This window comes from Sphingobacterium sp. UME9 (assembly GCF_014170215.1).
In the GTDB taxonomy this organism is placed as follows: domain Bacteria; phylum Bacteroidota; class Bacteroidia; order Sphingobacteriales; family Sphingobacteriaceae; genus Sphingobacterium; species Sphingobacterium paramultivorum.
On record NZ_LZZP01000013.1, the window covers coordinates 994,046 to 1,008,331 of the forward strand.

The 14,286-nt window shown below is 40.6% G+C and carries 13 protein-coding genes; 10 read left to right on the top strand and 3 right to left on the bottom strand.

Features of this window, described 5'->3' with window-relative positions:
- Positions 1-212 precede the first annotated feature (212 nt).
- Positions 213-917 (bottom strand): hypothetical protein, encoded by a 705-nt coding sequence (locus A9970_RS23240; protein ID WP_182983920.1) that lies wholly within the window; start codon positions 915-917, stop codon positions 213-215.
- A 134-nt stretch (positions 918-1,051) separates the two neighbouring features.
- On the opposite strand from A9970_RS23240, the gene A9970_RS23245 reads away from it, so the two are divergent.
- From A9970_RS23245 to A9970_RS23290, 10 genes are all read left to right on the top strand, one after another.
- Positions 1,052-1,429 (top strand): hypothetical protein, encoded by a 378-nt coding sequence (locus tag A9970_RS23245; RefSeq protein WP_182983921.1) that lies wholly within the window; start codon positions 1,052-1,054, stop codon positions 1,427-1,429.
- A gap of 83 nt (positions 1,430-1,512) precedes the next feature.
- Positions 1,513-2,367, top strand: a complete 855-nt coding sequence (locus A9970_RS23250; RefSeq protein WP_182983922.1) for a FixH family protein — start codon at positions 1,513-1,515, stop codon at positions 2,365-2,367.
- A 49-nt stretch (positions 2,368-2,416) separates the two neighbouring features.
- The gene (locus A9970_RS23255) at positions 2,417-2,908 is read left to right on the top strand and encodes a cytochrome c family protein (RefSeq protein WP_182983923.1); all 492 of its coding nucleotides are present in this window, start codon (positions 2,417-2,419) and stop codon (positions 2,906-2,908) included.
- Between the two features lie 9 nt (positions 2,909-2,917).
- Positions 2,918-3,304, top strand: coding sequence for a hypothetical protein (locus A9970_RS23260; RefSeq protein ID WP_153846218.1), 387 nt, complete (start codon positions 2,918-2,920; stop codon positions 3,302-3,304).
- A 40-nt stretch (positions 3,305-3,344) separates the two neighbouring features.
- A complete protein-coding gene (locus A9970_RS23265) occupies positions 3,345-4,211 on the top strand; it encodes a helix-turn-helix domain-containing protein (protein WP_182983924.1) in 867 nt (288 codons plus the stop codon).
- Between the two features lie 249 nt (positions 4,212-4,460).
- Positions 4,461-5,027 (top strand): RNA polymerase sigma factor, encoded by a 567-nt coding sequence (locus A9970_RS23270; RefSeq protein ID WP_159727858.1) that lies wholly within the window; start codon positions 4,461-4,463, stop codon positions 5,025-5,027.
- A gap of 143 nt (positions 5,028-5,170) precedes the next feature.
- Complete coding sequence (locus A9970_RS23275; RefSeq protein WP_182983925.1) at positions 5,171-6,376, top strand: FecR family protein; 1,206 nt, start codon at positions 5,171-5,173, stop codon at positions 6,374-6,376.
- A 178-nt stretch (positions 6,377-6,554) separates the two neighbouring features.
- Positions 6,555-9,788, top strand: a complete 3,234-nt coding sequence (locus tag A9970_RS23280) for a SusC/RagA family TonB-linked outer membrane protein (RefSeq protein ID WP_182983926.1) — start codon at positions 6,555-6,557, stop codon at positions 9,786-9,788.
- A gap of 2 nt (positions 9,789-9,790) precedes the next feature.
- Complete coding sequence (locus A9970_RS23285; protein WP_182983927.1) at positions 9,791-11,542, top strand: RagB/SusD family nutrient uptake outer membrane protein; 1,752 nt, start codon at positions 9,791-9,793, stop codon at positions 11,540-11,542.
- Between the two features lie 507 nt (positions 11,543-12,049).
- Positions 12,050-12,223, top strand: coding sequence for a hypothetical protein (locus tag A9970_RS23290; RefSeq protein WP_167512259.1), 174 nt, complete (start codon positions 12,050-12,052; stop codon positions 12,221-12,223).
- A 33-nt stretch (positions 12,224-12,256) separates the two neighbouring features.
- Here the strand turns inward: A9970_RS23290 and A9970_RS23295 are convergent, their stop codons facing one another.
- Together A9970_RS23295 and A9970_RS23300 are read right to left on the bottom strand one after the other, a co-directional pair.
- On the bottom strand, positions 12,257-13,015 hold the full coding sequence (locus A9970_RS23295) for a TIGR03915 family putative DNA repair protein (protein WP_145327900.1): 759 nt from the start codon (positions 13,013-13,015) through the stop codon (positions 12,257-12,259).
- Positions 13,015-14,268: a putative DNA modification/repair radical SAM protein gene (locus A9970_RS23300; RefSeq protein ID WP_182983928.1), complete on the bottom strand. Its 1,254-nt coding sequence runs from the start codon at positions 14,266-14,268 to the stop codon at positions 13,015-13,017. Before A9970_RS23300 ends, A9970_RS23295 begins: the two co-directional genes overlap by 1 nt.
- Positions 14,269-14,286: the final 18 nt, after the last annotated feature.

A 14,286-nucleotide genomic window follows, 5' to 3' on the forward strand; every position in this document is an offset into this window, starting at 1 on the left:
GTTAACGGGTACAAATTTATCCATTTTATCAGCAACAATTGCTGGAATTTATGTCATATCTCCGATCAGCTTATTTTGGATTTTTATTCTGCTTGCCTCAGCTGCGAACATAAATATCATCAAGCCAATGCACCAACGGAGTAATAAATAATAAGCAATACCTGTTGAATATTACACGATGACGTGGGTGATTTTGCCGAGGAAAACAAATTTTAGCTGTTTTTTGATTGTTTCAGTTCATCAATCGTCCGGTTGTATCGATCATAAATGACTTTTTCAGGCTCAAAATTTGGATTAGGTTTCCAATATTCTTCGATCTGAACCGTATTTTCCCTTAAGGTGGTCTTTGAGCTCAGTAGTGTTCCTTTTCCATGGACTTCGTTTATGTCAACAGGGTTGATGGAGGAAAAATGTTTTTCTAGCATTTTCGGGATTTCGCGAAAATTGATGCAATTTTCGTAAATAACGACCTTTTTACTTGTTTTTATCAAGGGTAAGAGAACTTTCGCTATCCATCCTGGCTTTTCTGACGCGATTTGAAATGCCGGTTGTGTCAGATAAAAGCTGAACTGCGCCTGGTCGTCGCTGTGGTAGTTGCTGTAGATAATGGTCTCGATAATTTCCCAGGAGATAAACTGGGTTGTTTTTAGCAAGGGGATTTGATAGGATAGGCCTTTATGATCAGATGTTACACTTTCCTGTTGGGCGATCTGTCGTGTCATGGTTTTCTCGGATACTCGAAATCCAACGGTCATACCGTACAGGATAATACCGGGGAATAATATGAAAAGTCCAGAAACGACATAAGCTCCCACAACTTTACTGTCATGAACCATCATCAATATGGTCAAAGCTATTCCGATGCAGATAAACAGCCCCAGTAATAATTTAATGACTAAAAGAGGATTAAACTTCATTTGCTCAAAGCACGTGATTTTGAGCTAAATGTACTAAAACTTCTTGATGTTTTAGAAAACATTTGGGCGTTTTGAAAAGAGGCAGTTCGTTGCTGGTATGTCAATAATTAGTATATTTGCTGCACTAGCGATACATGAAAGCGAAACAATTGATATGGATTCTACTGCCGCTGATGCTCCTGCAGAGCTTCTCGTCGGTATGGCTATGGACTTTTTTTGAATTTAACAGAGATTATATCGCTAAGAATGAGTGTATCAATCGATTCAACGAAAAAGCACTTTCCTGTAGAGGACAATGTATTTTGATGAAGAAAATGCGTGAACATGAGGAGAAGGAACAAAAGAACCTGGAATCTCGTATAATCGACGTTGTATTTATCAATAATCAGCAATGTTTTAACCTTGATATCGCTTTTTTTGAAGAAGCGGCTGCGGAGACCTTACTTCCAGCATATCAGGCAAACTATAGCTATAGACCAATCTTTACTATTTTTCATCCACCTTTGGTTTAAATCATTTTGCTTTTTGTACGGGCTGTCGGCATGTTGACTGATGGCAGGTACTGTCTATTTTCAAAAGATTTAAATCAATACATATGAATTTATATTCCCGTGTCGGGACTGTCGGGGGCGTAATCTTACTGCTACTCGCGTTTTCAGTTGCTTTTTCAACTTCATCCTGTACTGCCGATCATTCAGAAAAGAACGGTAAGAATGCTACGGATTTTATCCTGCCTAAGGAGTCCGATCTGGTCCGTATAGCGGATACGGTTTGGGATGTTACCAATTATACCGTATATGCGGATGCCAAACTCAACAATAAATATCATACCATTTATCTTCGTTTAAGAGATACTTCGGGAATTCCGATCAATGACAAATCCCTTGATTTCTATCCAGAAATGAGTATGGGACGTATGAAGCATGGTGGCCCCTTTGAGCATCCCGTCGCGCTCGGCGAAGGCTGGTATAGAGGCCCAATGGTTTTTATAATGGCAGATATCCCGCAGATGGGAAAGGGTTGGCAATTACATGCTATACGTAGTCACAATCGCATAAAAGACACACTTGCCATTAAGATTCCGGTTACCGCAGCAGCAACCATGCGAACAATGAGCTCAGGAACCAGAGACGATAGCCGCGTATTTATTTCCTGCCTATTGCCTGATAGCGTAAAGCAGGGAAAGCATCCGATCCGATTTTTAATGAATAAAATGGATGGTCATCATTTTCCGGTGTTAGATCATTATGTCATTAAACTAAAGACCAATAGGCCTACTACGGAAACGGGGTCTTCGGAAAATTTTGCTGCTGAAAGTACAGGTAATGGGTACTATGAAGGCACTGTTAATTTTTCTATGCCTGGTCGTTGGGAGGTCATTGTCGAACTATGGAAAGAGGGCAAAAAATCAAATCAGGATGATATAAAATATCTGGTGCAGGTCACTTAATACAAAATACAAACAGAATTTATTTTACCAATATACTTAAACAATAAAAATGAAAAAGAGAATCAACGTAACCCTGGGCTGTTTCGGTTTTGTAGCTATACTGGCGTGTAGCGGAAATGAGGGGACAAAAGCCAAGAAAGAAGATGGTGCCCAGCAACCTTCCGTAGCTGAGCCCGCGGCCATGCTCGATTATAAAACAGAGGGATCCAAAGGTGTAGGAACCATTACCTCCTTTGAACACAAACCCTTTGATGCGCAGCTTGCAAATAGGGGGGTAGAACTATTTGTGTCGAAATGTGCAATGTGCCATAGTTTTGATCGCACATTGGTAGGCCCATCGCTGGACGCTGTCATCAAACGCCGTACCCCGGAGTGGATTATGAACATGATGCTGGATCCGGCAACCATGCTGGAGAAGGATGCCGACGCGAAAGTACTTAGTAAGGAATATGGTTCGCCAATGATTAGTTTGGGTTTGAAGCAAGAAGATGCACGTGCCATTTTAGAATATTTGCGCGAACGTAATAGCACAACAAAATAGATCGGATCAATGAAGTCTCAGCGCTGTAGATGGTGGTTTTGTATGACAATGGCTTGGGCAATATGTGTGCAGGCAACCAATCTGTTGTGGGCATTTATTGAATTTGAGTGCAATCGCACCTATATCGAGCAAAATCTCTGTGTCAATCGTTTTGAACCGGCAGTGAGCTGTAAAGGCTTCTGTTTCCTTAGCGAAAAAACGGTTGAACAAAAGGATGTGAACAATGTGCTCGCCAAAATGAAGGGGATGGAAATATTGGTCTTTGTGCAGTATGTGAAGGAAATCTTGCTGTGCTCTCCAATAGTACCTGCTGTGAAGACTGTCTATCCGAAAGACTTTGCCTCCGATACCTTCGGAGGTATACTACCTGAAATTTTTAGACCGCCAATCATTTGATTATTCCACAAATATTTTTTTACAGAATAATCATGAAGAAATGGTAATACGAAAAGAGAAACTAGATTTTCTAAAATTAGAAGATATTGATTCCGCTTCGAAGGGAATCGTTATTATGCCTATAGCAGCTTTTTTACAAGCTAAAGCAAATCAAAATACGCTCCATCTAAGATCTTTTTATACCCTTTTGTTTATCAAGAGTGGTGAACTGTCTATGGTAGCGGATCACAGCGTACAGATTATAGCTGGCCATGATATAATCAGCATAAATTCAAATTGTGTGTGTAGTTTTCAGGCAGGTTCGTCTGTAGAAGGATACAGTGTCTTATTTACAGAATCTTTTTTCATGGAAAGGCAGAACACTGCCGTAAGAAACTTCTTTCATTTTTTAAGGAGTAGATGTAAGCACGCTTTTGTGCTCTCAAAAGAAGATATGATCAGTTGTCTACATATAGTAAGTTTGATGGAAACAGCTTATAATCCAGTCAAGTTGAGTGCTCACGGTGTATTGAGCCGCTACTTAACCATGCTGCTCCAGATTTTGGGACGGCAAATCGTGGTCGATCATGTGGCTGTAAAGCAGGAGGAAGATGACGATAAAATCCGAAGTTTCGAATCTTTGGTTGATAGTCATTATGCGCAGCAGCGTTATCCGTCATTTTATGCAGCGCAATTGAATATATCGATCAACTATCTTAATCGGATTTGTCGAAAAAAAAGATCGACGAGCTGCGGTACTATTATCCGTGGACGCATACTATTGGAGGCCGAGCGATTGCTTTATCATACTTTTAAAACGGTAAAAGAAATTGCCTTTGAACTTGGTTTTGAAAATGTACCATATTTCAGTACATTTTTTAAAGCAAATAAAGGAATGAGTCCTGAGGAGTTTAGGAAAAATTGTTGATGTAAATATGACTAAAAGCCTTTTTCATGTAGTTGAAAAAGGCTTTATTTTTCCATTGTAGCATCTTCCTGGATCTTCACAAAAAGAATAAAAGTGTATTTTCCATTTCCTTTTTATATTTTAGTAGTAAGATTCAACCAATTATCTTCTATTACCAAAAAGTATTGAGATAAATTTATGTTCGCTTAACAGTAAAGTTAAATGGACATCGTTTATTTATCCATATTTTTTTACGATAAGAAACAACCGATGAGTTTAAAGGAAATGCCTATTGAAATAAATACGTTCACTCTTTTCCAGCAAGGAAATGAGCAGGCTTTTCGACGTGTGTTTGAAAAATATCAGCCACAGATCTTTTCACGCGCATTATATTTCTCGGGTCAGTTGGAAGAGGCAGAAGAAATTACACAGGAAGCCTTTGTGCAGTTACATCGTTATCGTGAAAAAATAAACACTCCGGAATCAATTTATCCCTTTTTATATCGCGTTGCCAAACGTATGGCTATTTCTGGATTTAGGCGAAAGGTATTGCGTGATCAATATGAACTCGATCAACATGCGGATTGGGAAGAAGCTGGACAGGCCTTGGCACAACAACTGGACTACCGTGAGCTTCAACAAGAATTGGAAAAAATCATCGGAGAACTTCCTGAACAGCAGCAGCGTATCTATCGTCTTAATAAGCTGGAAGATCATAGTTATCAAGATATTGCCGAACAGGTGGGGCTATCCAAAAATACGGTGCGCAATCATCTGGCCCTGGCAAGTAAATTTGTCCGTCTTCGTCTGGACAAGATTTTTCTGTTTTTTTTGTAACATAAAGCACCTTTAACGTAAGTAATAGTAACCTGGACAGCCAAGGGTTGATGCCGCTTTTATTATTTTTTAAATACTTTACAATTCCATTGGTACATCTTTCTTTTTCGTTCGATTAGTTAGTATAGAAGAGCAAAGAAAGCATGAATGAAAATAAGGAGTACAACGAACTGATCAAAAAATATAGAAGAGGTTCTTGTAATGCGGCGGAGATCAAACGGATTCGGGAGTTGGTAAATGACCCTAAGTTTATTGCTGCTTTGGGAGAGCAGTGGGAAAAGGGGGAGCATGTTGTCGAGGAGACAGCTATCGACAAAGAGCGACAATTTCAGCACATTTTATCCCGTATAGAGGCGGGTGAAAAAATTAAAGCGATTCCTGATACCCGTAACGTCGGACGGCAGGGACGCCTATGGCTTAAAGTGGCCGCTTCTATTTTTTTATGTGCTTTTGCAGCTTCACTATATTTTTATTTACAACAACCTTCCAAACAGACGGGCGAAAGAAGATTGGCCAGCCAAGATTCGGCTGTGGTACCGGGGAGACAGACAGCACAGATCCTATTTGATGATGGAACTGCTGTCGATCTTGAGAAAATCATTGGAGATACCACCATCGTGCGCACATCGTTTACTGTTCGTAAAACCAAAGACGGAAAAATTACCTATCATTTTCCGCAGGGACAAGCTGAAAATAAATTGGTATATAATACGATAGTGACGCCTAAAGGCGGTGAGTACAAATTGGTGCTTCCCGATGGTACACAGGTGTGGCTCAATGCTATGACGAAAATTCGCTACCCCATCAATTTTCGGGCGCAGATTCGGGAGGTTGATCTAGAAGGTGAAGCTTACTTTGAGGTCACAAAGGTCATGAATGGAGGCAAACGCGTTCCTTTTATCGTGAAAACGGGTGGACAGTCGTTGGAGGTGCTGGGGACAGCTTTTAATATCTCCAGTTATAATCAGCAGGTGGTTACTACCCTTACTGAAGGAAAGGTGAAATTGACCTATGCGGGAGCCCAAGTTGGCGAGAAGTTCCTGATACCCAATGAGCAGTCACGATACGATATCAAGAAAGCTGTATTTACCAAAGCTGTGGTTGATCCTTTTTACTTTATGGCGTGGAAAAATGGGAATTTCGCCTTTGACGACGCTTCAATCTATGAGGTGATGGAGGCAATTAGCCGCTGGTATGACGTCGAAATCCGCTATCATGGCAATTTAGAAAAAGTTCGCTTTTCGGGTTCTATATCCCGATATGAAAATATCGATAAACTGTTGAAAACAATCGCCCTAGCCGGGGGTGTCCGCTTTGAGCGGAAGGAAAGGAGGGTAGAGGTGATGTAACAGGAAAAAAACAGGAGTGTTGGAAGCACTCCTGTCTAATTGATGGATTTTGGATAAATCCTAGATTGATAGATCAAGTCGCTTATTATTAATTTATCAACCAATGCAAATTTATAAAAAAAATCGGGCTCGCGTTTTCCCGATGAAGGAAAACGTATGCTTTAAAATTCCAATTTCAATGAAATTGTCTATTGCTTTGCCGCTCTTATTTGCCGCAAATATGCATGTCGGAGCGATGACTTACGCGCAAAAGGTAAGTTTATCCATGAAAAATGCCAAACTATCTACAGTTCTCAAAGATCTACAGAAGAAAAGTGGTGTTAATATTTTCTTTAACGAGTCCATCTTTTCGGAAGATAAGCTTGTCAATGTAAATTATAGAAATGTACCATTTAACGATGTATTGGAAGACATCTGTAAGCGATACAAGATCGATTACAAGCGCGTAGATAATAATATTGTATTGAATCGCACCACGGCTGCCTTGTCGAAAACAGAAGACATTCGGATGAATATTCAGAAACGGCAGATCACAGGGATAGTCAAATCAGTAGACGGTAAGGGGCTTGCTGCTGTAACGGTAACAGAAAAAGGAATGGGCAATAAGACCAGTACCCAAGCGGATGGTAGCTTCCGAATTGAGGTACAAAGCCAAAACCCTGTTCTTCAGTTTACGATCGTAGGTTATCAGGCTAAAGATGTCGCTGTCAATAATAACAATGTATTGACTGTTCAATTGGATACGGTTATCAATGCAATGGATGAGGTTGTCGTTGTGGGATATGGAAAGCAGACGAAGCAGGATCTAACAGGTTCTGTCAATCAGTTGGATGAAAAGAGTTTCAGACAAGGTGCGGTCATCTCGGCCGATAATCTAATTCAAGGTAAAGTTCCCGGCGTGCGTGTAGTAGGGAACAGCGGCGAGCCAGGTGGTGGCGTGGATGTTACGATTAGAGGGGTAGGTTCTATCCGCAGTGGCAGTACACCGCTATTTGTTGTTGATGGAGTACCCTTAAGCAATGAAAATGTGAGCCCTGGTGGCCAGGATATCGGTTTTGGTTCAAGTAGACCTAAAAATCCACTGAATTTTCTGAATACAAGCGATATCGAATCCATTACGGTACTTAAAGATGCTTCAGCAGCGGCAATCTACGGAGCGAGAGGTTCTAACGGCGTGGTGATTATTACGACAAAAAAAGGCAAGAAGGGGGAGGCTAATCTAACGGCTGATTCGTATCTGGGATTTTCTTCGGTGGCTCATAAAGTAGATGTGATGTCTGCCGAACAATACCGCAGTGCAATAAAAGATAAGGCTTTTGATCACGGTAGTAACACCGATTGGCAGGATGTGGTCTATCGTACGGCAAAAACAAGGAACAATTCCCTCTCCTTTTCAAAAGCAAGTAGTACAGGTAATTATTATGTGTCTGCCGCACAAATGGACCAGCAGGGGATTGTACAGAACAGTGATTTTAGACGAACTTCTGCTCGTGTTAATGCTTCCGAATCGTTTTTGGATGATAAAAGGCTTACGGTTGGATTTAACCTTACGGCTAGTGAAACCAAAGATATTGGTGTACCGACAAGCGACAATACGGGGGCATTTGGCCAATTGATTACACATACCTTGATGGCTAATCCCACCCGTTCGGTATTTGATGACAAAGGGAATTTTACAAATTTTAATATGAATGCGCATTACAACCCGATGTATCTGTTGGATATCTATCGGGATAATACGCGGACACTGCGTGCATTGGGTAATTTGGATATTTCTTTTCGCATTATCGATGGGCTGCTATACAAGTTCAATTTGGGAATTGACCGCGCCATGGGTGAACGGAATACCACTATTTTCCCCAATATTACCGACCTCAATCCACGAGGAAGATTCATGAAATATAATCAGAATTCGAAAAATACCTTGCTTGAGCATTACCTGAATTATAGTAAACTGATCGATAAACATAAAATTGAAGCTTTAGCGGGATTTTCCTATCAGAAATTTGATAATGGAGGAAATGGTTATACCATTGATGGCATCGCAAATAAGGGGGAAGGTGTACTTCCTGAAAATAATCCGGGCTACGCTGGGCGTCCAACAACAGCGACAGGTTTTTCTCAGGTGAATGAACTGCAGTCCTATTTTACACGTGTAAACTATAGTTATGACAATCGTTACCTGTTGACAGCTTCTTTGCGTGCCGATGGATCGACCCGATTCGGAAAGAATAACAAATATGGCTATTTCCCTTCATTTGCCTTGGGCTGGAATATCGCTAAGGAAAACTTTCTGAAAGAGACCAATTGGCTGAATGACTTGAAATTCAGGGCCAGTTGGGGGAATACGGGTAATCAAGAAGTGCAGAATAAAATCACCAAAGCGAGCTATTCTTTGGCAGCTGGCAATGGCTATTACATGAATGACGACCTTGCACTGGTCAACGGCGTATCTGTCAATCGTACACCCAATCCAAATTTAAAATGGGAGGTTGTCACGCAAACAAACTTCGGTGTTGATTTTGATTTGTGGAAAGGTAAAATGTACGGAACATTGGAATACTACAATAAAACCACCACAGATGCAATATTAAATATCCCTTCGCAGGTATTGAGCCCTACGGCCGATATTTGGGTCAATATCGATGGTAAATTGGTGAATAAAGGATTTGAGTTTTTACTCGGATCAAAGTTGATCAATAAGGAAGGATTTAGCTGGACAGTGGATGTCAATGGCGCTACACTGCAAAATAAGATCCAAGATTTGCCAGTATCCGAAATTCTTTCTGGCGCTATTGCAGGACCGGGGCAATCTGGTGTGAACGTCAATATTTATAAGAGCGGATATGCTGCTGGCTCCTTTTATTTATGGGATTATGAAGGAGTAGATGATAAAGGTAATTACCAATATAGTGACCAGCGTCGAATTATCGAAGGGGCTTTACCTAAATTTACCTACGGTCTGAACAGCCAAATGTACTATAAGGCATTTGATTTTTCTTTTTCATTTATTGGACAGTTGGGCGGTTATAATTTTAATAATATGGCGATGAATGCCTTGAATATTAATAATCTGGCATCGGATAGAAACGTGTCCAATAAGTATTATGCGCCCAATATCAGTCCTTCCAATAACCCACAGATTTCAACGCTTTACCTCGAAAAGTCTGATTTTATTCGTCTTAATTCTGTTCGTTTAGGCTATACGATACCTTTGGTCAGCAAGAAATGGGTTCAATCCGTTGGATTGTACGTAACGGGACAGAACCTATGGACGGTAACAAAATATTCGGGATATGATCCGTTAATCAACAGTCCGCGTGTAAGTAACGGCAACCAGTCGCTGGGGGTTGATTATACGGCCTATCCTTCGGCGAAGACATTTTTATTTGGTGCAACGATTAAATTTTAGTGATGAAAAAGATTTTTTTAAATAAATATATCCTCTGCCTATCCTTTATGTTGCTTTTAGGTAGTTGTACAAAGTTGGATGAGCAGGTACTCGATGAGGTTCTTGGTGACGATGCTTCAAATCCCGAAGGCGCATTGGCCGCGGCTTATGATCGTCTGGGAAAAGGAACTTTTGTTGATCACGGTGGTGTTTTTGCCCTCCAGCAATATACCACTGATGAAGCTATTTTGGCAACCCGTGGAAGCGATTGGGGGGATGGCGGTAAATGGCGTTCGATGCATGAATTTACCTGGACACCAGATAATGCCATTGTCACCGACAATTGGAATATGTTAACCAATGGAATCACACGAGCAATGACGGCGGTTAAAGCTGTGACTGAGTCAAATATCCCACAAAAAAAGCTCTTTCTTGCAGAATCCAAAGGACTACTGGCATTCTATATGTATACGGTTCTGGATTTGTATGGTCAGGTTCCTTATAGAGACCCTTTGAATGAACGGGCACCCTTGGAAATAAAAAAGGCGGCCTCCACTATTGATGAACTGATTGTAGAAGTCGAGAGCTTACTTCCTGATTTGGCTTCATTGGGTGATCAATCCACCCACAATGGTCGATTTACCAAAGAAGCAGCCTATGGTTTATTAACACAGATGTATCTCAATCGCGCTGTTTTTAAAAACAGGATGGCAAATACCTATGAATTTACCGAGAAAGCTGCCTCTGGTGATGGAACAGATATGGATAGGGTCATCTATTATTCTTCACTGCTGATCAATTCTTCAAAATTCCGTTTGGAAAGCAACTATTTTAATAGCTTTTCCATTAAAAATGAGAAAGGCCCAGAGCTAATCTGGGTAATTACACAGAAAATCGATAAGATCAGAAATGGATCCAATTCTTTTGCTTATGTCTGCGTTGAACGTAACCAGCGGCCTACTCCGGTAAATCGTGGTACCAATGCAGCCTGTATCACACCTGAATTTTATGCCACATGGAATGGAAATCATGATGATCCACGTTTCTCAAGAAAATATCAATATGGCGACGGTACTTGGTTTTATAATGATAGGGAGCAAAGTGTTCCATCGACAGATATTGTACCGGGTACAAATCTGATGTGGTTTCATTTTAACCGCGGTATTATTGAAGGCCAACAGTATGGGCCAAAGCTGACTGCAAATGGGGCTTTTGAAATGACCGCAGACGGACGTATTAAGGTATCGCAATTGTCTATGGAGAAAAGCGCTGGTACAAAGATGGTATTTACTCCAGAACTCAATTTTGACGATCCCAAACAGGCTGTCTTTAAGCAAGATCAAATCAATCGTGGTGTTCGGGTTTTTAAATATGAATACGATCCCGGAGACGGCAATGGCTCAAGTAATGTCGATATTCCATTGGTGCGCCTTGGTGCAATTTACACAATGCGTGCTGAAGCTTATTTCAGAAAAGGAGAAGTGAATTTGGCGCTCAATGATATTAATAAATTACGTTCATCACGCACGAGGGAGTCACTCTATGGAAGTGAACCTGGGAAGACAATTTCCTCTTTAAATGCGGGCGATCTTTACCGTGAAATTGCTTTTGAAACGTACTGGGAGCTGCTTCGCCGCCCACAAATGATACGTTTCGGAAAGTATGATCTGCCTTATAGTGCCAAACCGGTAACACAACCGTTTAGGCGTTTGTTTCCGATTCCACAAAGTGTCATGGATGTGACGAAGGATTTTAAACAGAACGAAGGGTATTAAAAACGGGGTTCTTAATAAAATACTCCCCTATTCCTTAATAGGGGAGTATCAAATACTATTGAGACCGCGCTGGATTTCCGCTGTATATCTTGGTGAACCAACCTTATTTTTTCTTTTCTGATTTTTTCTTACCATCAACAGGTAAATCCAATATAGCCATTAATAATAGATAATAACCTTTTTCCAATCCTATTTTTTGTGCTTTTTGGTGTATAGTGTCCATATCTTTAGTCAATTATTGTTTAAATTCTATTTTGCTATTTGGGTAAACAGAATCAAATGCTGTACCCAAAAGCTTCCCTTGGCCAGTTAACCGTATTTTTAGGGTGTAAATAACGTAGCGCATTCACTTTGTGAAAAAAAATACGGACTGCTCAAGTATTTAATGCAGTGAACGTATCGGACGTATCCGCAGTGAGATGTAAAAAGTACATGAACGTCATTGCTGTAAAACATTTTCAAGGCCAGTATTGTCATACTTCCAATTAATAATTAAAACAGGTATTTATGAAAAAGATAATTCCATTTGCGCTCATGTCGAGTTTATTGGTGCTCGTGTCGAGCTGTGCAGCAATTGAAGGTATATTTAAAGCTGGTGTATGGTCGGGCATCTTATTGGTTGTTGTCGTAGTCGCTATTGTCATTTGGTTGGTGAGCAAGCTGTTTGGCGGATCAAAATAATGATATGAAATAGGATTTTCACTAATTAGGGACTTATTGTTTTTCGACGAGATATTTCCAGTAACGTTTGGGAACATGTCTTAAGTGAAGCTTCAGGTTTTTGCGTGATTCAATAGAGGTATTCTTAAAATAAGTCTTCCAGAGATGCTGATAATCTTTTTCTTGAGGATCGAGATCCACTTCTAGCTGATATGGATCTTGAACCTCATGTGTATTGTTGTTGGATACCTCCAAGATATTTTTGCGATCATAATGGAAGCCATAGTTTCGCCGTATATCATAAATTAACCAGCACTGGTCGGCAAATCGGTTTTTAAAGAAGTCTACAACCAGGGGAATCACATTGAAATCGGGTTCAACGATGGCTGTGTAGAGATTATCGTTAGACTTGACAAATCGGATAAAAGCTTTCATGCGGTGTCGTTCGCGGCTGATCTTTTTGATCGTCTGATGGATACGGAGTACAGGTGGGTATCCATAATTGCGTATATCCAATTTTCCCCTTCGAAAAAGTTCGATGATCAACCGAAATCCATTGAGCCATTCAGATTGATTATCGGACAAAAAGTTATGATAAAAAATTTTTGTTTCTTGTGCTCCGAGTATCTTTTCCATTCCCACTAAAATGCGCATGGCTTTTTTTACATCAGTATGAACCTGTCGCTTCTCCGAAAAAATATTAATTTCCATAGACTTTTCTGTTGTGGGAATGCTATCAAATTCTTTCCGTTCAAAGGCTTCAAATACACAACAGAGGTATCCGGAATAACTTCCGTCAAAAATATAGTCCATTAGAAAAGTGTTAGCTGTGTATTGGAAGCCGTGACCAGTGTACGCGGGTTACTTTCAAGAATAGACTTTCTGATTTTTTCGGGATAATGGAAGCCTCCTGCTATGCATGTATCTTGGCAAACCATAAAATATTTGGCGCGATTATAGGCAATTCCTATTTTTCGAAGTTGATATTCCTTTAATTTTCCATATTTGCGCGACTGTACAATTTTGTTTGCGGATTGCCTGCCAATACCGGGGATTCGGATAATCCACTCATACGTAGCGCTGTTGATGTCGATGGGAAAGAATTGTGGGTTGCGTAGCGCCCAAGCAAGCTTAGGGTCTATTTCTAGATCGAGATGTTGATGCGTGCTGTTGAGTATTTCATGAAGCGAAAAACCATAAAACCGAAGTAGCCAATCCGTCTGATAAAGTCTGTTTTCACGTACAAGAGGTGGTGATGTCCCAATTTGGGGAAGGTTGGAATCGGTCGCGTTGATGGGAATATAGCCCGAATAATAAACCCGTTTGAGATCGTAATCTTTATAGAATGTATTGGCGGCCTGCATAATCTGTAGGTCGCTCTCTGGAGTTGCTCCAATAACCAGCTGTGTACTTTGGCCTGCTGGTACAAACAAGGGTGTTTTCTTCTCTTTTTTTCGATCCTGCCGAAGGTTGAGGATTTCATTTTTAATAATCGCTAGAGGCTCGCGAACGGATTGATGATCCTTTTCGGGAGCAACCAGCTTGAGTCCCTCCTCAGTGGGAATTTCGAGGTTCACACTCATCCGGTCAACATATAGACCTGCTTCTTTTAGTAACGATTCACTCGCACCCGGAATGGCCTTTAGATGGATATAACCATGAAACCGTTCTTCCGTCCGAAGTTTCTTGACGACCAACATTAAGCGTTCCATGGTATAGTCGGCAGATTTGAAAATACCCGAACTTAAAAAAAGACCCTCAATATAATTACGACGGTAGAAGTTCATGGTCAATTCGACAATTTCCTTTACCGAAAATGCTGCCCGTTGTACGTCATTGCTTCGTCGGCTCACACAAAATGAACAGTCGTAGATGCAATAATTGGTCATTAAAATTTTTAGCAGGGAGACGCAGCGACCATCTTCGGTGTAGGTATGACAAATGCCACTAGTCGATGAATCACCTATACCACCACTATTTTTTCGTTTACTTCCGCTTGAGCTGCAACTTACGTCATACTTAGCGGCATCAGCTAATATTTGCAATTTATCATCAAAACCAAACATGATTTATTTTCTACTATT